The 19,476-nt window shown below is 35.6% G+C and carries 16 protein-coding genes; 4 read left to right on the top strand and 12 right to left on the bottom strand.

What is annotated here, in order from left to right; genetic code table 11:
* Positions 1–1,117 precede the first annotated feature (1,117 nt).
* Together GOQ24_RS06440 and GOQ24_RS06435 are read left to right on the top strand one after the other, a co-directional pair.
* Positions 1,118–2,167 (top strand): N-acetyltransferase, encoded by a 1,050-nt coding sequence (locus tag GOQ24_RS06440; protein WP_160339333.1) that lies wholly within the window; start codon positions 1,118–1,120, stop codon positions 2,165–2,167.
* A complete protein-coding gene (locus GOQ24_RS06435; RefSeq protein WP_160339332.1) occupies positions 2,145–2,540 on the top strand; it encodes an ASCH domain-containing protein in 396 nt (131 codons plus the stop codon). Before GOQ24_RS06440 ends, GOQ24_RS06435 begins: the two co-directional genes overlap by 23 nt.
* A 60-nt stretch (positions 2,541–2,600) precedes the next feature.
* On the opposite strand, the gene GOQ24_RS06430 is transcribed toward GOQ24_RS06435, so the two are convergent.
* The 3 genes from GOQ24_RS06430 to GOQ24_RS06420 form a co-directional block, all read right to left on the bottom strand.
* The gene (locus tag GOQ24_RS06430) at positions 2,601–4,145 is read right to left on the bottom strand and encodes a glycine--tRNA ligase (RefSeq protein ID WP_155091567.1); all 1,545 of its coding nucleotides are present in this window, start codon (positions 4,143–4,145) and stop codon (positions 2,601–2,603) included.
* Positions 4,146–4,237: 92 nt separating this feature from the next.
* Positions 4,238–4,978 (bottom strand): WUS family subclass B1 metallo-beta-lactamase, encoded by a 741-nt coding sequence (gene blaWUS / locus GOQ24_RS06425; RefSeq protein WP_160339331.1) that lies wholly within the window; start codon positions 4,976–4,978, stop codon positions 4,238–4,240.
* Between the two features lie 23 nt (positions 4,979–5,001).
* The gene (locus GOQ24_RS06420) at positions 5,002–6,165 is read right to left on the bottom strand and encodes a pyridoxal phosphate-dependent aminotransferase (protein ID WP_160339330.1); all 1,164 of its coding nucleotides are present in this window, start codon (positions 6,163–6,165) and stop codon (positions 5,002–5,004) included.
* A 324-nt stretch (positions 6,166–6,489) separates the two neighbouring features.
* On the opposite strand from GOQ24_RS06420, the gene GOQ24_RS06415 reads away from it, so the two are divergent.
* Positions 6,490–6,879, top strand: coding sequence for a hypothetical protein (locus GOQ24_RS06415; protein ID WP_160339329.1), 390 nt, complete (start codon positions 6,490–6,492; stop codon positions 6,877–6,879).
* A 134-nt stretch (positions 6,880–7,013) separates the two neighbouring features.
* Positions 7,014–7,436, top strand: coding sequence for a hypothetical protein (locus GOQ24_RS06410; protein WP_160339328.1), 423 nt, complete (start codon positions 7,014–7,016; stop codon positions 7,434–7,436).
* Positions 7,437–7,507: 71 nt separating this feature from the next.
* Here GOQ24_RS06410 and GOQ24_RS06405 read toward each other — a convergent pair whose 3' ends face one another.
* From GOQ24_RS06405 to GOQ24_RS06365, 9 genes are all read right to left on the bottom strand, one after another.
* Positions 7,508–8,671 (bottom strand): efflux RND transporter periplasmic adaptor subunit, encoded by a 1,164-nt coding sequence (locus GOQ24_RS06405; protein WP_160339327.1) that lies wholly within the window; start codon positions 8,669–8,671, stop codon positions 7,508–7,510.
* 5 nt (positions 8,672–8,676) lie between these two features.
* Positions 8,677–13,026: a CusA/CzcA family heavy metal efflux RND transporter gene (locus GOQ24_RS06400; RefSeq protein ID WP_160339326.1), complete on the bottom strand. Its 4,350-nt coding sequence runs from the start codon at positions 13,024–13,026 to the stop codon at positions 8,677–8,679.
* A 99-nt stretch (positions 13,027–13,125) separates the two neighbouring features.
* The gene (locus GOQ24_RS06395; RefSeq protein ID WP_155091626.1) at positions 13,126–13,476 is read right to left on the bottom strand and encodes a hypothetical protein; all 351 of its coding nucleotides are present in this window, start codon (positions 13,474–13,476) and stop codon (positions 13,126–13,128) included.
* Between the two features lie 192 nt (positions 13,477–13,668).
* On the bottom strand, positions 13,669–14,157 hold the full coding sequence (locus GOQ24_RS06390; protein WP_160339325.1) for an SMI1/KNR4 family protein: 489 nt from the start codon (positions 14,155–14,157) through the stop codon (positions 13,669–13,671).
* A 4-nt stretch (positions 14,158–14,161) separates the two neighbouring features.
* Positions 14,162–14,851, bottom strand: coding sequence for a DUF2625 domain-containing protein (locus GOQ24_RS06385; RefSeq protein ID WP_160339324.1), 690 nt, complete (start codon positions 14,849–14,851; stop codon positions 14,162–14,164).
* 125 nt (positions 14,852–14,976) lie between these two features.
* On the bottom strand, positions 14,977–15,276 hold the full coding sequence (locus GOQ24_RS06380; protein ID WP_155091558.1) for a hypothetical protein: 300 nt from the start codon (positions 15,274–15,276) through the stop codon (positions 14,977–14,979).
* Positions 15,277–15,650: 374 nt separating this feature from the next.
* Positions 15,651–17,192, bottom strand: coding sequence for an acyl-CoA carboxylase subunit beta (locus GOQ24_RS06375; RefSeq protein WP_160339323.1), 1,542 nt, complete (start codon positions 17,190–17,192; stop codon positions 15,651–15,653).
* Between the two features lie 7 nt (positions 17,193–17,199).
* Entirely contained in the window at positions 17,200–18,639 is a 1,440-nt protein-coding gene (accC, locus tag GOQ24_RS06370; RefSeq protein WP_160339322.1) for an acetyl-CoA carboxylase biotin carboxylase subunit, read from the bottom strand.
* Positions 18,640–18,641: 2 nt separating this feature from the next.
* Entirely contained in the window at positions 18,642–19,127 is a 486-nt protein-coding gene (locus GOQ24_RS06365; protein WP_155091555.1) for an acetyl-CoA carboxylase biotin carboxyl carrier protein subunit, read from the bottom strand.
* Positions 19,128–19,476: the final 349 nt, after the last annotated feature.

Genomic DNA, 19,476 nt, shown 5'->3' with positions numbered 1-19,476 from the left:
TGAATTCTTGATGATAACGTTGTTTTACTTTTTTCTCTTTTATTGACTTTTCCATCTCTTATTGGTATTTAAAACTGTACAGTTTTTTCAGGACGGGTCAGTTTACCTCAGAATCTATATTGAACTTAGCCAATGTGGTTTTCAATATCTTTTGATGTGAAAAGGCTGATGTGCGTTTAATTTTACTTTTAGACAAGAACGAATAGTATTCTTAGTTAACTGCTCATACTGTATGAGATTTGTTTTTTAAGAATACGCCTACTAATAATTTGCGTTTAACAAGTATAGGTCAGATCGGTTTATTGACTATTTGACGTACAGATTAATTATCGAATCAGGAGTAGTTAGCAAGAATTTTTGTCTATCTACTTAGTGTAGGATTGTAAATATGCACCTTGAACGTATTTCTATTCAGTTTGAGAAGATTGACTGAGTATAGCTGTTTTACTTCGGTGAAGGTATTGCGTATCTATCTTTCTCACTTGATGAGGACTTTGCTTTTTGCTTACCTGGATTTTCAGGGAATTATGATTAAGGATAAAGAATTTGCATATACATTGCTTACACAATCATTTGTACTAATGTATGCTTTTTGTGTAGGGCTCATACCTGTTGTAGTTTTGATGTGTATTGTGATTTGAAGGTTTAGAAGTAAGATCCTGTATGCGTCTTGGCATTCGTTGATGCTATTCATAGACATCGTAATTTTTGGTTTGGGAGAAGTAATGGTAGTGTGATGTGTTATACCAACTCTATGGACTGGGGATTTAATGACCTTGATTTTTGGAAAGGCAGGTGAGAGATTGAATGAGAAGAGCGAAGGCATGAATACAGTAAAATAGAAATGTATACCTAAGAGAAATAAAAAAAAGCTGTTCCGGTGAGGAACAGCTTTCGTATGTTTAATAATCAACTGATTACTTCATTTTCTTTAACCAGTTTTTCATAGATACTTCGTTTTCTATGATGTTTTTAAGGTCAGATAAAAGTATAGTGAATTTGAATGTCAATGAATTAATTAGATTATAATTGAAAAGAGAGGTTTTTTAGTTATGTACAAAGACAGGTTGTAGAATGTTTAATATATTTGGTATACTAACCTTATAAACAATGAATTATGGAAATAAAGCGTTTTTCGCAGATTAATTTGAAAGATCCGTTTTTTGATTCTTTAAAAGAAAGCTATAAAGAATTTGAGTATTGGTTTAATAAGAAAAGTTTAGAAGATGCTAAAGCCGTTGTTCATTATGATGTTAAAGGCGGTATTGAGGGTTTTTTATATCTAAAAATTGAAGATGAAGAGTTATCAGATATACTTCCTATCCAAGAAAAAAAGTATAGATTAAAGGTTGGTACTTTTAAGATTAATCCGCATGGAACAAGACTTGGAGAGCGGTTTATAAAGAAAATTATGGATGTAGCTATCCATTTAAAGGTGAAAGAAATATATGTTACAGTGTTTGAGTTACACGAAGGTTTAATATCTTTGCTGCGTCGATATGGTTTTGAAAAACGAGGGACTAAAACGACAGTTAATGGTACTGAATTAGTTTTATTCAAGAGCATGGAAAACTATGTAGGAAACGTGGTTTTAGATTATCCTTTAATGAAGATAGCAAATAGAAGAAAGTTTAGTTTAGCTATTAAGCCAGAGTATCACAGTGAAATGTTTCCAGACTCTCTTTTAAATAATGAAAGCTATGAGTTAATTAAAGATGTAACACATACAAATAGTATACATAAAATTTATGTTAGTTATATTAGAGGTATTAATGTGCTTCAGAAAGGAGATATAGTATGTATTTATAGAACGAATGATGGTTTAGGGGCTGCTCATTATAGAAGTGTAATTACATCTATCTGTGTAGTTGAAGAAGTAAAGGGAAGAAACGATTTCAATAGTTTAGTTGATTTTATCAATTATGCTAACGCTTATAGTGTTTTTAAGGAGAAAGTGTTAAGTGATTTATGGCTTGGTAATAGACCAGATCTAACAGTTATTAAGATGACATATAATATAGCGCTTAGTAAAAGAATAACTAAAAAAATATTGGTAGAAGAGTTAGGAATTGAGCCTAAATATTGGGGCTTTTTTAGTTTAACAGATAGTCAATTTAAAAGTATTTTAGATAGAGGAGGAGTATATGAAAATATTATTGTCAATTAAACCTGAGTTTGTAGAACAAATTTTTAAGGGTAAAAAAAAATTTGAGTATAGAAAGAGTATTTTTGCGAAAAGTGATGTTAATTCTGTTGTTATATATGCAACAATGCCTGTTGGTAGAATAGTGGGAGAATTTAGTATTTCAAACGTGCTCATGGATACACCAGAAAAAATATGGTTAGATACTAGAAACAGCTCTGGAATTTCAAAGTCATTTTTTGACTCTTATTTTGAGAATAGAGATAAAGCTTATGCACTTGAAATTGGCGATTTTACACAATATGAAATTCCTATAAATCCATATAAAATAATTGAAGGATTTGTTCCTCCGCAATCATTCCGATATTTAGAAGAAGATGCGTTTTCTATTGGATAAAGACATAAGAAAAAGCCACTCTGTATCAGAGTGGCTTTTGTGTATAATGTATCCCATGGATTACTTCATTTTCTTTAACCAGTTTTTCATAGATACTTCGTTTTCTATGATGTTTTTAAGGTCAGCGATTGCTACACGATCTTGTTTCATCGTGTCACGATGACGGATAGTAACCGTTTTGTCTTCTAATGACTGGTGATCTACCGTAATACAGAAAGGTGTACCTAATGCATCAGCACGGCGGTAACGACGACCTACTGCGTCTTTTTCGTCATAAGCTACATTAAAGTCCCATTTCAGTTCTTCGATAATTTCTTGAGCTAACTCAGGAAGACCATCTTTTTTTACTAAAGGCAAAATTGCTGCTTTAGTAGGAGCAAGTACTGAAGGTAATCTCAATACAGTACGTGTACTACCATCTTCTAAGGTTTCTTCTACTAATGATTTAGAGAATACAGATAAGAACATACGGTCTAAACCTACTGATGTCTCAACTACATAAGGTACATAAGACGTATTTGTTTCGTTATCGAAGAATTGTAGTTTCTTTCCAGAGAACTTCTCATGCGCTTTAAGGTCAAAGTCAGTACGCGAGTGAATACCTTCTAACTCTTTAAATCCGAATGGGAAGTTAAACTCAATATCAGTAGCAGCATTAGCATAGTGTGCTAATTTTTCATGGTCGTGGAAGCGATAGTTCTCTGCTCCCATACCCAATGATAAGTGCCATTTGTGACGAGTTTCTTTCCAGTACTCGTAGTACTTCATTTCTTCACCTGGTTTTACAAAGAATTGCATCTCCATCTGTTCGAACTCACGCATACGGAAGATGAACTGACGAGCTACGATTTCGTTACGGAAAGCTTTACCTGTCTGAGCGATACCGAATGGAATCTTCATACGTCCAGTTTTCTGTACGTTTAGGAAGTTAACAAAGATTCCTTGAGCAGTCTCAGGACGCAAGTATAAGTCCATAGCAGAGTCTGCAGAAGCTCCAAGTTTAGTTCCGAACATCAAGTTGAATTGACGCACTTCCGTCCAGTTTTTAGAACCTGTATCAGGATCAGCAATCTCAAGTTCTTCAATAAGTGCTTTTACGTCTGCTAAATCTCCTGAATCAAGACCACGAGCCATACGCTCTAAAATCTCTTTTTTCTTCGCTAAATATTCTACTACACGAGGGTTAGTAGCTACGAATTGTTCTTCGTCAAAAGCTTCTCCAAAGCGCTTCTTCGCTTTTTCGATTTCCTTTTGAGCCTTTTGGTATAATTTTTCACAGTAGTCTTCGATAAGAACGTCAGCTCTGTATCTCTTTTTACTGTCTTTATTATCAATTAATGGGTCGTTGAATGCATCGACGTGGCCTGAGGCTTTCCAAGTGGTAGGATGCATAAAAATTGAGGCATCAATTCCTACAATATTCTCGTGCATTTGTACCATAGATTTCCACCAGTACTCTCGAATGTTTTTCTTTAACTCCACACCGTTTTGAGCGTAGTCATATACTGCGCTTAAACCATCGTAAATTTCGCTTGAAGGAAATATGTACCCATACTCTTTCGCGTGCGAAACAACGTTCTTAAAAATATCCTCTTGTTTTGCCATGATGCAAAAGTAATAAAAGACTTTAAGATTAGAAACTATGCTATAGGCATTTTGTTGTTAATAACCTTAAGTTTATTGATTTACTATACTTATTAATTGTTTTTATTTAAATTATCTCGATGGTATTCCTCTAAGATACGCTCGGTATTCTCTATATGTCCTGACAGATTCCATTGATCGTGTCCTGGGATGATAGATTTCACCTTTTTAAATTTGCGTTTTACCGCTTTAACGGTTTCAGGCCAGGCATTTACATTTGCATCCGCTATATTTCCAATACTTGTAGCTTCAGCACTCTTAATCAGACAACCTCCATACAGTATTTTTTCTTGTGGAAACCACACGACAGTATTGTCTTTTGTGTGACCTTCACCTAAGAAATAAACCGTTAGTTTATCATTGCCGAAGGTAAAGTGTCTTTCTTTATCAAAAGTGTGTTGTGCTTGAGGTTCATTGCGCTCTTTTAGAATCTCATTAGTTTGTACAAAGGTATACGTTTGAGCTCCAGCTTTATTAAAGTAATCTAACCCTCCCGATCGATCTTCGTGAAAGTGGGTAGTGATTACCCATTTAATCTCTTTGTTGTGTGCTTGCTTGATGTGATTTACTAAAGGTTCATATTGCTCTTTATCCCAAGGGGTGTCGATGAGCAATACTCCATCGTCAGTTACTACATATAAGGCGTTAGAGGAGTATTGTACACCATTAAACTCTTGATAGGTAGTGTAGACATACATTTTGTCATTTAACTTTTCGATCTTTAGTTTTTCGGATTGGGCATGTGCAATAAATGAGCATGTTAGCAAGGCGATAGTGTAAAGAAATTGACGCATAATTTAACGTATTGATTGAGGGATTATACCCATCCTTTTTTCTTGAATTTTTTAATCACTGATAAGAATTTGTTCATTTCTTCCGTTGTACCAAGGGTAACTCTACTCCAATAAGTCAATGGAGGAAAGGGACGCCCCACGATAATGCCTTCTTTTTTCATCTCAGCAGTATACAACTCAGGTTCACATTTTATTTGATGAAAAAGGAAATTCCCATGACTTTCTAAGTACTTAATGTCTATTTGATCAAATAACTCAGTCGTTATCTTTAGTGAATGAGTATTCATCGCCTTACTTTCGTTGATATAAGCTTTGTCGAGTAAAGATGCTGTACCTGCCACAGCAGTAGTTGAACTAATGTTTTCAATTGCCATAAATGGACTTAGTGCTTTCGCTGTTGCTTCAGTTGAAATACTGAACCCCAATCTCATTCCCGCCATAGCGAATAGCTTTGAGAATGTGCGTAACACTATAACATTATTTCTGTTCTCTCTGATAAATGAAGTTCCACTGACAAATGCAGGATCTGTAATATATTCTGCGTAAGCTTCATCCACCATAAAGAAGTTCTTTGTAGCATCGGCTTGCGTGATCCAATCTGCAATTGTCTGTGTAGAGGTAAGTGTTCCTGTAGGGTTATTTGGGTTGCACAAATAGCATATTGATATACCGTCAAATGCATCGGCTATGTTTTTCATAGTCGCGATATCCATACAAAAGTTTTTGTCTAAAGGAACATTAACTACTTTTATTCCCATAGCAGAGGCGTGCTCTGCTGCCAACGAAAAAGAAGGTTCTGGTGAGATAAGTTGGATTTTTTTTCCAGCTTGTGCCGCTAAATAACCTTGCATATTGATTAAACCTCTAATGATATCAGAGGATCCTGATCCAATGGTAATTTGTTGCTTTTCTACTTTAAAAGTATCAGCTATAGTCGCGAGCAGTTCATTTATGTGACTTTCAGGATATCGGTTAACGTTTGATAGTACATCTACAATAGCTTTTTTTGCTTTTGGTGATAGACCAAGGCTATTTTCATTAAAGTGTAGATATAGTGGATTGTCAACATTTGTTGGTAAATCTAATCCCGCAATTGTTTCTAAAGTTTTAGTTGTTGCATATCCTTGTGTAAGAATGCTCCCTGCAAAGAGGGTACCTGATAGTTTTAATAGACTGCGTCTGTCCATAGTGAGTAGTAATTTCTGAATTGTTTTAAAATAGAAAAAGCCTTAATCACATGAATAAGGCGTTGAGAGAATAAAGTTAGTGTTTATATCAGAATTACACTATACACAAGCTGTGTTTTTACAAAAAAATATTTGAAAGATATGTTTGATATATCTTAGTCGTTTTTGCTTTATGGATTTAGTGTTGACACTAAGTCTTGAAGTTATTCGAGTTTAGGTAGGAGTCTATAGTTTTGTATGGTCAACCATTTTAAGAGTGTGGCGAAACAGACTTTTTCTTTACATTTGTTATTCATAATTATAATTTAAAGCGCGCTATAAAAGATGAAGAAATATAACCACTCTATTTTTTTGACCAAAAACAGTAAACTGTTGTTAATGGTAGGACTGTGTATATTGACTTTTAGTTCTTGTAAGAAGAATAAAGAAACAGAATCAAAACAGGAAAAGACAGAAGATGTAGTAAAAGTTAATCCTATTGATGCGTTTTTAAACAAGTTCGAAACGGCAGTGAATAAGCAAACAGATTTGTATGTAAAGCTTTCTAAAGGGGAGGAGGAACACTCTAAAGCATTCAATGCTGTAAGTGAAGAAGTGACAAGGTTAGTTAGCGAAGGATACGGTTTGGATTTAGGTGATTTTACGGATGAACAAAAAGCAAGGTTAAAAGAGATTCAAGCAAGGTACAGTCAAATAGTAGGAGAAGGCGAGTAGTGTATAGCCTTTTACCCATAATGTCTTTGAAAAGTATTTCTTTGGTTTGAAATATAGCTGTAAAGCATTAAAAATCTTCGTTTTATACTTCTATTGATTTGGTCATATATAGTATTTTTGAAGGAAAAAGCTGCATGACTATTCCTCATTTTTTATCGAAGATATATTTGTATTTCGCTGTTGTTATCGTTATACCTTTTTTTTGTGCTTGTGAAGATTCAGATTTTATTCCTCCAAGAGATTGCCCTAAGGTGGTCACACTTAGTAAAACTTCTTTGACCTTTGAAGTGCAGGGCGGCGAGCAAGTTGTGACAGTTAGTCCAAGTTCGTTTACACTAAGTCCAAGTTTTGGCTTTTTTGATTCTAATTCGTCTGGAGACCAAATACTAACAGATGAGATTAAGACCAAAAATATTTGGGTAAAAAAAGTAAGTGGTACCCACCAAATAAATATTGTTGTTTACCCTACTTATAAAGAGGATAATAAAGACTTTACGATTGAGGTTATAGCTGAAGGCTATTGTTCAGCAAGTTTTGATATCAAGATTAAAGAATAAGTATAATGTCACAGTTGATAAAATCAAAAAAGGAGTAGGTAATCGATTACCTACTCCTTTTTTTGATTTTGCTATTCCTCTTCTTCTGTGTTTTTTAGTTTCATTAGCAGTGTATAAGCTCCCTTAGTTACTATTTTCTTATTCGATAGTTCTGTAGGATTGTTGATTTGTACATAGCCATCTTCTTCTGGCCCAATTTGCACGGGTGTCATTTCATAAGTTTGTCTCTCCGTTTCGACAAATACGTAGTTTTGTTTTTCGAAGTAAACAACACTTTCCTCTGGTAGCGCCTGCGATACTTGGGCATGTGTGTCGATATCGGCATTCATATACATGCCTGGAACCAGTTTTTTGTCAAATTCTTCAAAGTGGCAATGCACTTCTGATACACCGTCTGCATTGACATCCATACTGATTAAAATAATTTTTCCTTCATATCTTTTGTCTGGGTTGGCATTCGTATAACTTACGACGCGCTGTCCTATCTCCAACTTATCTAAATCTTTTTCATACACTTTCAGATTCAAGTGAATATCTAAAGGATTGATCAGTTCAAACATCACGTCAGAAGGAGTGACATACTTGCCTACATTGACATAAGCCTTACTGACAAATCCGTTTATAGGGCTATATATGCTGATTGTACGACTAATATTGTTATGGGTTAAGGAACTCGGATTGATATTGATTAAGGCTAATTGTTGAGCCAAAGCATTCATTGTGATGCGTTGATTGTTCATTTCTGCTTGAGCTATCTGCATCACCTTGTCACTGCTGGCTTGACTCGCATTCAAGTCTTTCTGGCGATTGTAGTCCAATTTGGCAAACTCATATTTGTCTTTGGCGATGAGATAATTTTGTTGTAATTGAATATACTGCGGATCCTCCATCATCGCGATGAGTTCACCTTTTCTGATATGCATACCAGGTAGTAACTTCGTGCTCTTTAGATATCCTCCTAACGGGTTGGTAACTGAGACTAAGTTTTGTGGAGGGACATCTATCTTTCCTGTGAGTTTTAGTGTTGTTGCAATTTTACGCTCAGATAGAGTTCCTGTTTCAATCACTGTGTTTTTCATCTGTGCATCTGTTAAATGTACAGTTGTTTCATTTTCTGCTACTGTAGTTGTGGTTTCTTCAGTAGGTTGTTCTTTTTTACATTGCGTAAAGAATATCGCGCTTCCTAAAGCAAGGATTAGTACAAAACTGCGCGTTTGAATATAGTTAGATTTCATGATGATTACTTGTTAGAGGTTAAATAGTTGATTTGAATAACATTGTCATTGTACATTTTTAATGTATCGAGGTATCTATTGACAGTCTCTATTGACTGATTAATCAACATTACATATTCGAGGTAATTGATATCCCCGTTAATGAATTGCAATTGTGCCGTTTTTGCAATTGTATCCGCATTTGCAAATGAGAAGTTTTCATAATGAGTCAGAACCTCCGCATTACTTTGATGAGATACTAACAATTGTTGATAACGAGAATTCATGAGTTCCTTAGCAGTTGTGTATTCAGCTGCTGCTACTTCTTCTGCTTTTTGTGCACTTTTAATTCGCCCTCTCTGTCCGCTTGTAAACAGAGGTAAACTAATCCCTACTTGAAAGGCGTGAAAGCGATTGTTTCTATCATAGTAGACATCATTGGCAGCCAGCCCCATAAAACTACTGTTATTATAAGTCGCTTGTATATTCGGTAATTGTTTCGAGCGCTCAAGTTTAGTTTGTCCTTCGGCTATTGCCTTTTGATTTTCAATGGCTTGTAAAACAGGGTTGTTTTCTAAATCATTCTCGATAGTATTTAAGGCTGCGCGTTGCTCTTGTACAACTGGCTTAATGTCTTCTGTGGTATTCAGCAAATATTGGAGTTCTACTAAGATAAGTTTCTTTGTTTTTTGGACTTCACTTAGCTGCGCTTGAATGCTCATTTGTTGATTTTGGGCTGTTGTTTTTTCCAGAATATTACTTTCACCTTTCTGTAGTCGTAAAGCCGCTTTATTGTAAAAGTTAGCGTATAAACTATCTGCCTTGAGTAATAGATTCTCTTTTTCTTGCCAATACATAAAATCATAGAACCCTTGAGTTACCGCTTTTTTTAGCTCAAAGGTTTTTAGTTCAAGGTCGTATATGCTTTGTTGGTACTCGGCTTTGAATACCTTTTTTTGTCTGTTGTACACCGTAGGAAATGCTATTTCTTGTGTAACAGTAAATTTGTTATCTGTATAAGGACCATTGATTTGCCCAAATTCTCCCGTAAGGGTAGTTTGGGGTATATCTGTAGAGGTTTTTATAAAAGCCTTAGCATACTCTGTTTTTAGTTTTTCTGTGCGTATACTACTGTTATGCTCGATAGCTTGACTTATTGCATTCTCTATAGTGATAGGTGTTTGTGCATTAACAGTGAGTCCTAATCCAAGGAAAACTACTACTGCGGTAATAGCCTTTTTCTTTTTCATAAAGCTAAAGTTTAGTTTTTGTTCAAAAGTGATATACAATAATGGCAATACAAAAAGGGTTAAGAATGTTGCTAACATCAATCCTCCGATTACCACCGTTGCCAGAGGTCGTTGTACTTCTGCACCTGCTCCATTGCTCAATGCCATAGGTAGAAATCCAAATGAGGCTACACATGCAGTCATTAGTACGGGGCGTAGTCGCGAGGTAGCACCTCTAACTACTACGTAAACTATATTTTTTACACCTGATTTTTGGAGTCTGTTAAACTCTGCAATAAGCACGATACCATTCAGTACTGCTACTCCAAATAAGGCTATGAATCCCACACCTGCACTGATGCTAAATGGCATTCCTCTCAACGCTAACAAAAATACCCCTCCAATGATGGATAAGGGAATGGCTGTGAATATCATCAGACATTCTCTGATGTCTCTAAAGGCAAAGAACAACAATAAGAAAATTAGCACTAACGCTAAAGGTACTGCGATAGCCAAACGCGCTTTTGCCTCGTTTAAGTTTTCAAATTGCCCTCCATAAGTGATTTGATAACCAGTGGGAAGTTTGATTTGCGCTTCTACTTTTTGTTGCAATTCTTCTACTATACTCTGTACATCTCTATCCTTTACATTAAAACCGACAAATATTCTGCGTTGTGCGTTTTCGCGTTGAATTTGGTTAGGCCCTTCTTTTATTTCTACTGTTGCCAACTGATTTAAAGGTACTTGGTTGCCAAGTGGAGTAGGGATGAGTAGATTTTGAATGTCTGAGAGGTTTTTGCGATTGGCTTCATCCATGCGTACTACCATATCAAAGCGCTTTTCACCTTCATACACCATACCCGTACTTTGACCTGCAAGAGCGGTATTGACAATTCGGTTGATTTCAGCAATAGAAAGTCTATAGCGTGCAATCGCTGGACGGTTATACTCTATCAATAACTGCGGCATTCCAGTCACTGGTTCTACATATAAGTTAGTTGCCCCTTTAACTGTGCTGGCAATATGACCGATTTTTCCTGCTATTTCTGCTAATTGATCTAAGTCCTCACCAAAGACTTTTACGACTACATCTTGTCGGGCACCTGTCATTAATTCGTTAAATCTCATTTGTACTGGAAATTGGAATCCCACAGTTACTCCAGGAACTTCTTCTAAGGCTTTCGTCATTTTTTCTGCAAGTTCTGGAAAGCTCTCTGCTGAGGTCCACTCGCTTTTATCTTTTAAGATGACCATCATATCACTGGCATCCATAGGCATTGGATCAGTAGGTACTTCAGCACTACCGATTTTGGTTACTACTTTCTCTACTTCAGGGAAGCGTGTCTTTAAGATATGTGCTGTTTTCTGTGTACTTTCGATAGTTGTCGTTAAGGTACTTCCTGTTAAAACTTTCGTATCTACGGCAAAGTCACCTTCTTCTAAGGAAGGAATAAACTCGCCTCCAAGGGTAGACAAGATATACAAGGCAATTGCAAATAATACCCCAACTACTGCATATATCGTTTTCGGTAGTTCTAAAACTTTAACAAGGCATTTTTGATAGAACTTTTCGAGTTTTGCCATAACGCGTTCAGAGAAGTTTGGCTTATGAGTCACTTTACGACTCATGATCAGTGAACTCATCATTGGTACATAGGTCAGCGATAAAAGGAATGCTCCTAATAAGGCGAAAGCTACAGTTTGTGCCATTGGTTTAAACATCTTCCCTTCAATGCCTTCTAATGTAAGGATTGGGATATACACAATCAGGATAATGATCTGACCAAAAACTGCACTGTTCATCATCTTAGAAGCTGAGTGTATGACGGTTTTGTTCATATCATCTTGTGAAAGTTTATTCATTGACTTATACCGTGCATTATGTGAGAATTGATGAAGGACAGCCTCGACGATAATAACGGCACCATCAATGATCAGTCCGAAATCGAGTGCCCCTAAGCTCATTAAGTTTCCACTTACCCCAAAGAGGTTCATCATGCAGATCGCAAACAGCATAGCTAAGGGAATAATAGAAGCGACTAATAGTCCTGCTCTCATATTTCCCAAGAATAGTACTAATACAAAGACTACGATAAGAGCTCCTTCGGTAAGGTTTGTTTCTACTGTACCTATGGCGTTGTTTACCATTTTAGTACGATCAAGGAAAGCTTCTATCACCACTCCTTCAGGTAGTGTTTTTTGTATTTCAGCTACTTTGTCTTTTACATTTTTGATAACTTCATTGCTGTTCTCTCCTTTAAGCATCATTACTACAGCTCCAGAAACTTCTCCCTTGTCATTATAGGTCATGGCACCATATCGGGTAGCATGTCCTATCTGTACTTTTGCTACATCTCTAATTAAAATTGGATGCTCAGAATGCTTTGAAGTAATGGCGATGCTTTCGATATCTTTAATGTTACCTACCAATCCTTCTGTTCGGATATATAATACGGTAGGACCTTTTTCGATATAGGCTCCACCTGTATTCTCATTGTTGTTTTCTAAAGCGGTAAATACATCATTAATGGTAATGCCATAAGCATCCAATTTATTTGAGTTTACAGCTATTTCATACTGTTTTAGTTTTCCTCCAAAACTACTTACTTCAGCTACTCCTTTGACAGATAGTAGTTGGCGACGCACTACCCAATCTTGGATAGAACGCAGTTCTGTTAGGTCATATTTATCTTCATATCCTTCTAAGGGTCTTACTACATATTGGTAGATTTCTCCTAACCCTGTGGAAATTGGGCCTAACTCAGGTTGTCCTATGTCTTGTGGGATGTCTGCTTTTACTTGATTTAAGCGTTCGCTCACTTGTTGTCTTGCCCAATAAACATCGACATCTTCTTCGAAAACAATAGTTACCAGTGATAACCCAAAACGAGAGAAACTACGCATATTCTTAATGCCGGGAATATTGCTATTGGCTTGTTCGATAGGGAAGGTAACTAAACGCTCTATATCTGTTGCTCCATACGACGGAGCTACGGTAATTACTTGTACTTGATTATCCGTAATATCTGGTACTGCATCAATTGGCAGTTTAGATGTTTGGTAAATACCAACACCGATTAGAGCTAATACAAATAGCCCTATGATGAGTTTATTCTTTACAGAAAACTCAATTATTTTATTTAACATGATTTTTGTCTGTTAATACGTTAAAATTGCTTGATTGTAATAGACAATTTCTCCATGCAATATTGCATAGATCATTGACTTAAATTTGGCGATAAGGTATTAACAGTATTTCGGCGGTTGCCAAATAGAAGATAAGTAGCTACTCTCGACTTCATCTTCGTCGAAAGCGTGTATCTTGTCGTGGATGGTATTGAATCTAATGCGTTCTATCTTGAGAACAGGAGTAGGAGTAACGATACCTATTATACTCACAAAGTGATGCGTGACAAAAGGTAGCTTTTCGTCTACAGGATCTCCTTCTTCCTTGTGACTTTCACTATAGTGTATCTGTAAAAAGCCCCACATGGTTAGATTGGGGTTATTAGTCTTATGCTCTACGTAATGTTCAATCAATAGTGGTACTTTCAACAACTGACCAAACTCAGTTGTCGAGACCAAAAAGATTAACATAAACAGTAGTGCAACTTTTCTTTTCACAAGAATCCCTTATTGATTACTAATACAAAGTTATAAACTTATTAACGAATGAAAGAGCTAAAGTACTAATTTGTATTAATTCAAAGTTACTAAAGTATTAAGTTCTAATTCAATTCTAATAAAAATGGATTGTTTCGGAGATAGTGCCTATATTCCGATTTTCTTTTATATATCTTCGTTGATAGGTTCGAAATCTCTTTCTGTAAAAGCTTCTGTAAGTATATTGCTACTGCATAACCACTCGATTGCTTCGGTAAGCGTATTCCCCAAAGGGTATATTAAATCTTCATTTCGCGGAAGGACAAAGTATTGCTTGTTATAGTAGATGATTTCATCACCGTCCAAAGTGTCTCCTAAACAAATTGAATTTAGTACTTCTTCTTTTGTCAATACATCTTTCCCATCATCCCAGAAGTAATATTCTGTTATGCGTTTTATCCATTCCTCTTGGTTATTTGCAACAAAGCTTGGCATGTATATACGAATATATGTACCTCCGAGAATACCTCTCCCATATTGTGAGATAAATTGTGTATAACATTCAGGAAGCTGAATGTTTAATTCGCTTTCACAAGTTGAAAGTTCAGATTCTTCAGGTAAGACAAGTTTGGTTGTATGTGTTTTGTAATTAGGAATGATATTGTAGTTATACATGATCTTAGGGGATATTTTGTATGTTATTTAATCCTGTGCGCAATTCTAAGTTTAAAAAGTATTGTTCTTCTGCAGATATTGGGCGAATAATGCTTTCATTGAGATTCTTTCCTTCAACAGTCCACAGGGGAGGGGAAAAGTTGAAAACATCATCAGGAGAAAGTGATTTCAAGTCTTCTTGTTCAGTTTTCCAGTGAAAGTCTTGATAAAACTGTTCAATATTTCCAGAGAAAAAGAAGTTTATCAATTGAGAATAGTTTACTTCTAACGGTTCGAAGTCTAAACTATCTGGAGCAAAATAGTATATAGAGCCGACATCTTTTCCTAATACACCAGCATTTATACAAAAATATCCTCCAATTGCATCATCTGCAACTAACAGAAAACCAGGTTGATTACTAAAGTCATTGCTTTGCTTGTTTTTGTTCCATTCAGATATAGATCGAGTTAGTTTTTCTGACCCACTACCTAAGATGCGTATCCATCCATTGGCAACAAGTATTCCTCCAGTTTCATAGATTATAGCTCCCATAGGTGAGCGGGTGCTCACTTGAGTATCCAGTAGTACTTGTTCAGCCTGTTGTTTTGAAATAACTGGTAAAACTTCTATAGTTCTTGTAGCTTCATTAATCCACTGTTGAACAAGCTCCCACCCAGGTTCTTCTGTGTTGATGAGTTCGCTTATATCTCGCATGATGATTTTCTTTAGTTGTTGTGCTATAAAGGTACTAAAAGGGAATAGGCAACTATAGGTTTTTTAAATAAAAAAAGAGAAATATATTGTATTTCTCTCTTTGGGTGATTACACGATAAAAGTAATTATTTGATATTGGCAATATGTTCTATTGCTTCATCTACAGGAGAATAGATGGTTACAACTGATTTAGTAACCATACTTAACATAATAAATAAGCAGAAGAAACTTAGATAAGCCATTACCTTACTCGATTGTTTTAAACTAACCACACTCAGTACTAACCCAATAAAAAAGAACAATGGACCTATGACTTTTGCATAAGCGATTGTCTCTGGATAAATAAATAACATTATTGATCCTATGGATAAAAGTAAGGCGAAAATACTCAATAGAGGATTTTTTCTTGTTTCGTTATAAATCATAGTTCTGCTATTTTAAATTTTTAAAAGAAAAATATTATGCTCTATTGCGAGCCTTGATATTTTTAAAAAGTTTACAAATATAATATCCTATTTTAATTAATAAGTGTAAAAATCATTTATTTTTACTTCTTTATAACTTTTTTTAAGAAATTAATTGGTGTAAAATTCTTAAAAATCAAATTAATATTTAATGATAGTTGTCATGTATCTTCTTTTTTTTAAGAAATATGATTTCTCGGCTCTAATGTGTTGAGGAAAAAGTGGTTTTAATCTACGTAAAGTATTGTAGTGATAATTGCTTTTGCAGATAATATGGCAATTGAAGATAGTATAAACAAAAAACATCAGGCTTAACCTGATGTTTTTTGTTTTATTTATAAGGGTATGTTCCCGTGTTTTCTATTGGGTAGCTCTACTTGTTTATTTTCTAACATGGCAAAAGCTTTCAATAGTTTGCGTCGCGATTCATTAGGTAGAATTACTTCATCGATAAAACCACGTTGTGCTGCTCTGTATGGTGTTGCGAATTTGTCAGCATATTCTGCCTCTTTCTCAGCTAATTTAGCTGCAGGATCTGCTGCTTCAGAGATTTCTTTTTTGAAGATTATCTCGCTCGCTCCTTTTGCTCCCATAACTGCGATTTCAGCATTTGGCCATGCAAAGTTCATATCTGCTCCGATGTGTTTTGAGTTCATCACATCATAAGCACCTCCGTAAGCTTTACGCGTAATGAGTGTTACCTTTGGTACGGTAGCTTCGCTTAGTGCATATAGTAGTTTTGCTCCATGTACAATGATGCCATTCCACTCTTGATCTGTCCCTGGCAAAAAGCCTGGTACGTCCACTAATACTAATAGAGGAATATTAAAGGAATCACAGAAACGCGTAAATCTCGCTGCTTTAATAGAGCTATTTACATCAAGACATCCAGCTAAGAACATTGGGTTGTTTGCAACTATACCAATACTTTTTCCTCCTAATCTGGCAAAGCCAACCACGATGTTTTCAGCATAATCTTTGTGAATCTCAAAAAACGTATCTTCATCGATGATCTGATGAATGACATCTTTCATGTCATATGGTTTATTAGCACTTTCAGGTACTATATTATCTAAGTCAAATCTATATTCCTCAGTTATTTTATACGGTACGTCGTATGGTTTTTCTTGATTGTTTTGAGGCATATAGGATAAGATCCTTTTGATGTCTTCAAGGCAAGCAATGTCATTAGCTGAGGTTGTATGTGCAACTCCTGATTTTGTTGAATGAGTACTGGCTCCTCCTAATTCTTCAGAGGTTACTTCTTCATTTGTCACAGTTTTTACTACATTCGGACCTGTGACAAACATATAACTTGATCCCTCAACCATCATGGTAAAATCTGTAATCGCTGGTGAGTATACTGCTCCACCAGCACAAGGTCCCATGATAGCGGATATTTGTGGAATGACTCCAGAAGCTTTAACGTTGCGATGAAAAATATCTGCATATCCTCCAAGAGAACGTACGCCTTCTTGTATACGCGCTCCTCCTGAATCATTAAGACCAATCATTGGAGCTCCCATTTTGACAGCTAAGTCCATGACTTTACATATCTTTTCGGCATGTGTTTCTGAAAGTGCACCACCAAAGACAGTAAAATCTTGTGCGAAAATGTACACTAAACGACCGTTAATCGTTCCATAGCCTGTAACAACACCATCGCCATAGTAAATTTCTTTATCCATTCCAAAGTCTGTTGTACGGTGCGTTACCAGCATTCCTATTTCTTCAAATGAACCTTCATCTAATAAATACTCAATGCGCTCTCTTGCTGTAAGTTTGCCTTTACTATGCTGTGTGTCTATTCTTTTTTGCCCTCCGCCAAGTTTAGCTTGGGCTTTTATATCTTGTAATTTTAATGTTTTTTGATTCATGGTAGAATTAGTTTGGTAGGCGTAATAGTTTTTGATCTTCCAAGTATTGTTGTAATGCTATATAAGCAGCAACTTCTTCTTCATTTTTATACTGTTGTTGTATAATGTCTGCTTTGTAATATTTCTTTACAAAGTTTGTATCAAAATTCGCAGATCTAAATGCTGGGTGTTCAAATACAAATTGACCAAATGGGAGTGTGGTCTGAATGCCTTTTACTTTGAATTGCTTGATTGCATTTAACATGATCTCAATCGCTTCTTCACGTGTCTTTCCAAAAGTGATTAGCTTGGTAAGCATAGGATCATAGTATATTGGCACTTCCATTCCCTCATCTATTCCATTGTCAACTCGAATACCAGGGCCTACAGGCAATTGATATTGTTCTAAGTGACCTACACTTGGTAAGAAGTCATTTACAGGATCTTCTGCATAGATTCTTAGCTCTAATGCGTGACCTTTAATTTCTAAGTCTTCTTGTGTAAAAGGAAGTACTTCACCTCTCGCAACTCTAATTTGCATTTCTACTAAATCTAATCCTGTAATTAGCTCAGAAACAGGATGCTCAACTTGCAAGCGGGTGTTCATTTCTAAAAAATAGAAATTTAGGTTTTCATCAATTAGGAATTCTACCGTTCCTGCTCCGATGTAATTGCACGATTGAGCAACTTTTATAGCTGCTTCTCCCATTGCTTTACGAACCTCAGGTGTCAGTACAGCAGAAGGTGCTTCTTCAATTACTTTTTGATGGCGTCTTTGGATACTGCATTCTCTTTCATATAAGTGAACAATATTTCCGTGTTTATCTGCAAGTACTTGTATTTCTATATGACGAGGAGATCCGATGTACTTTTCTATGAAAACAGATCCGTCTCCGAAGGCATTTGTTGCTTCAGATATTGCGCGATTCATTTGAGATTCAAATTCGCTTTCATTTTCGACGATGCGCATTCCTTTTCCACCTCCTCCAGCAGAAGCTTTTATTAGGATAGGGAATCCAATTTGTTTAGCAAAAGCTTTTGCTTTATCAAGGTCTGTAATGGCTTCATCTAATCCTGGAACCATTGGGATTCCATATGCTTTTACTGTTTCTTTTGCCGCTAATTTGCTTCCCATAAGTTCTATGGAATGTGATTCAGGGCCTATAAATGTTATTCCTGCTTTGTCACAGGCAATAGCAAAGTTAGCGTTTTCACTTAAAAACCCATATCCAGGATGTATTCCATCAACATTTAGTGATTTAGCGACTTCTAAGATTTTATCTCCTAATAGGTAAGATTGGTTTGAAGGAGCTTCCCCTATACATACAGCTTCATCAGCCATTCTAACGTGTGGTGCATTTCTATCAGCAGTTGAGTATACAGCTACTGTTTGTATTCCCATCTTCTTTGCTGTCTTCATGATGCGCACAGCTATTTCTCCGCGGTTTGCGACTAAGATTTTATTCATTTCTACTCAAATTCAATTAATACTAATCCCTTATCAACAGTAGCTCCTTTGCTAACGTTAATAGCCTTGATTTTTCCAGCTCTTGGAGAAGTTAGGTTGTTTTCCATTTTCATGGCTTCAAGAATGAGTAAATTGTCATTCTCCTGTACTTCCTGGCCAACCGCTACTACTATGTCTAAGATAAGCCCAGGCATAGGTGCTTTTATTGAATTGACTTGTTTAGTCGAATTCAATGCGAAACCAAGCTTGTTGATTAGATTGTCTAAATCGGTTTGAATGTTTACAGTGTATGTATTGCCATTTACTGAAACAATGTAGTTTTTAGTATTAAAATCTTTAGATAGAAGTTTTGCCTCATACGAAGTATTGTCCTTTAAGACATGATATGAGTCTATCCCTGTTTTTGCGGAATTGATGTTTGTATGTAATAAATTCTCACTTTCAAAAACAGCATCACCACCTACTTTTAGTTGATACGTTTTATTCATTGTTATTTTATAGTTTTTGGTATTTGTAAATATAAATAAATGTGCGATATATAAATAATATTTGTTGAAAATTTAATCTTTAGACCTCTTTAGTTTGATATATTGCTTTTTGTTCGCATTTTGACTTATTTATGATGATTAAAAAGGCACCGTGAAAGAACTGCATTTGGGTGTAGGTGGGTAGTTTTTACTTTATTTAGTGAATAGTATGTATGAAAAAAGATTTGTTTTTGCACAAAAGAGTATAAAGGTACTTTGTTAGTGCTTTCAAAGGAGAAGTTCTTTGTATCAGTAGCAGTTTTTGACATTTATTAGGCTAATGAAGTATTAAAGTCCAAAGTGGTGATAT

It is taken from the genome of Myroides sp. LoEW2-1 (assembly GCF_009767705.1).
Classification (GTDB): Bacteria; Bacteroidota; Bacteroidia; order Flavobacteriales; family Flavobacteriaceae; genus Flavobacterium; species Flavobacterium album_A.
This window is presented reverse-complemented; position numbering and strand designations above follow the sequence as displayed.

What these genes read in the sequence shown, in the direction of transcription:
- GOQ24_RS06440 (WP_160339333.1), top strand. Translation starts at nt 1,118, where the DNA reads ATGGAAATAAAGCGTTTTTCGCAGATTAATTTGAAAGATCCGTTTTTT.
- GOQ24_RS06435 (WP_160339332.1), top strand. Translation starts at nt 2,145, where the DNA reads ATGAAAATATTATTGTCAATTAAACCTGAGTTTGTAGAACAAATTTTT.
- GOQ24_RS06430 (WP_155091567.1), bottom strand. Translation starts at nt 4,145, where the DNA reads ATGGCAAAACAAGAGGATATTTTTAAGAACGTTGTTTCGCACGCGAAA.
- blaWUS (WP_160339331.1), bottom strand. Translation starts at nt 4,978, where the DNA reads ATGCGTCAATTTCTTTACACTATCGCCTTGCTAACATGCTCATTTATT.
- GOQ24_RS06420 (WP_160339330.1), bottom strand. Translation starts at nt 6,165, where the DNA reads ATGGACAGACGCAGTCTATTAAAACTATCAGGTACCCTCTTTGCAGGG.
- GOQ24_RS06415 (WP_160339329.1), top strand. Translation starts at nt 6,490, where the DNA reads ATGAAGAAATATAACCACTCTATTTTTTTGACCAAAAACAGTAAACTG.
- GOQ24_RS06410 (WP_160339328.1), top strand. Translation starts at nt 7,014, where the DNA reads ATGACTATTCCTCATTTTTTATCGAAGATATATTTGTATTTCGCTGTT.
- GOQ24_RS06405 (WP_160339327.1), bottom strand. Translation starts at nt 8,671, where the DNA reads ATGAAATCTAACTATATTCAAACGCGCAGTTTTGTACTAATCCTTGCT.
- GOQ24_RS06400 (WP_160339326.1), bottom strand. Translation starts at nt 13,026, where the DNA reads ATGTTAAATAAAATAATTGAGTTTTCTGTAAAGAATAAACTCATCATA.
- GOQ24_RS06395 (WP_155091626.1), bottom strand. Translation starts at nt 13,476, where the DNA reads ATGTTAATCTTTTTGGTCTCGACAACTGAGTTTGGTCAGTTGTTGAAA.
- GOQ24_RS06390 (WP_160339325.1), bottom strand. Translation starts at nt 14,157, where the DNA reads ATGTATAACTACAATATCATTCCTAATTACAAAACACATACAACCAAA.
- GOQ24_RS06385 (WP_160339324.1), bottom strand. Translation starts at nt 14,851, where the DNA reads ATGCGAGATATAAGCGAACTCATCAACACAGAAGAACCTGGGTGGGAG.
- GOQ24_RS06380 (WP_155091558.1), bottom strand. Translation starts at nt 15,276, where the DNA reads ATGATTTATAACGAAACAAGAAAAAATCCTCTATTGAGTATTTTCGCC.
- GOQ24_RS06375 (WP_160339323.1), bottom strand. Translation starts at nt 17,192, where the DNA reads ATGAATCAAAAAACATTAAAATTACAAGATATAAAAGCCCAAGCTAAA.
- accC (WP_160339322.1), bottom strand. Translation starts at nt 18,639, where the DNA reads ATGAATAAAATCTTAGTCGCAAACCGCGGAGAAATAGCTGTGCGCATC.
- GOQ24_RS06365 (WP_155091555.1), bottom strand. Translation starts at nt 19,127, where the DNA reads ATGAATAAAACGTATCAACTAAAAGTAGGTGGTGATGCTGTTTTTGAA.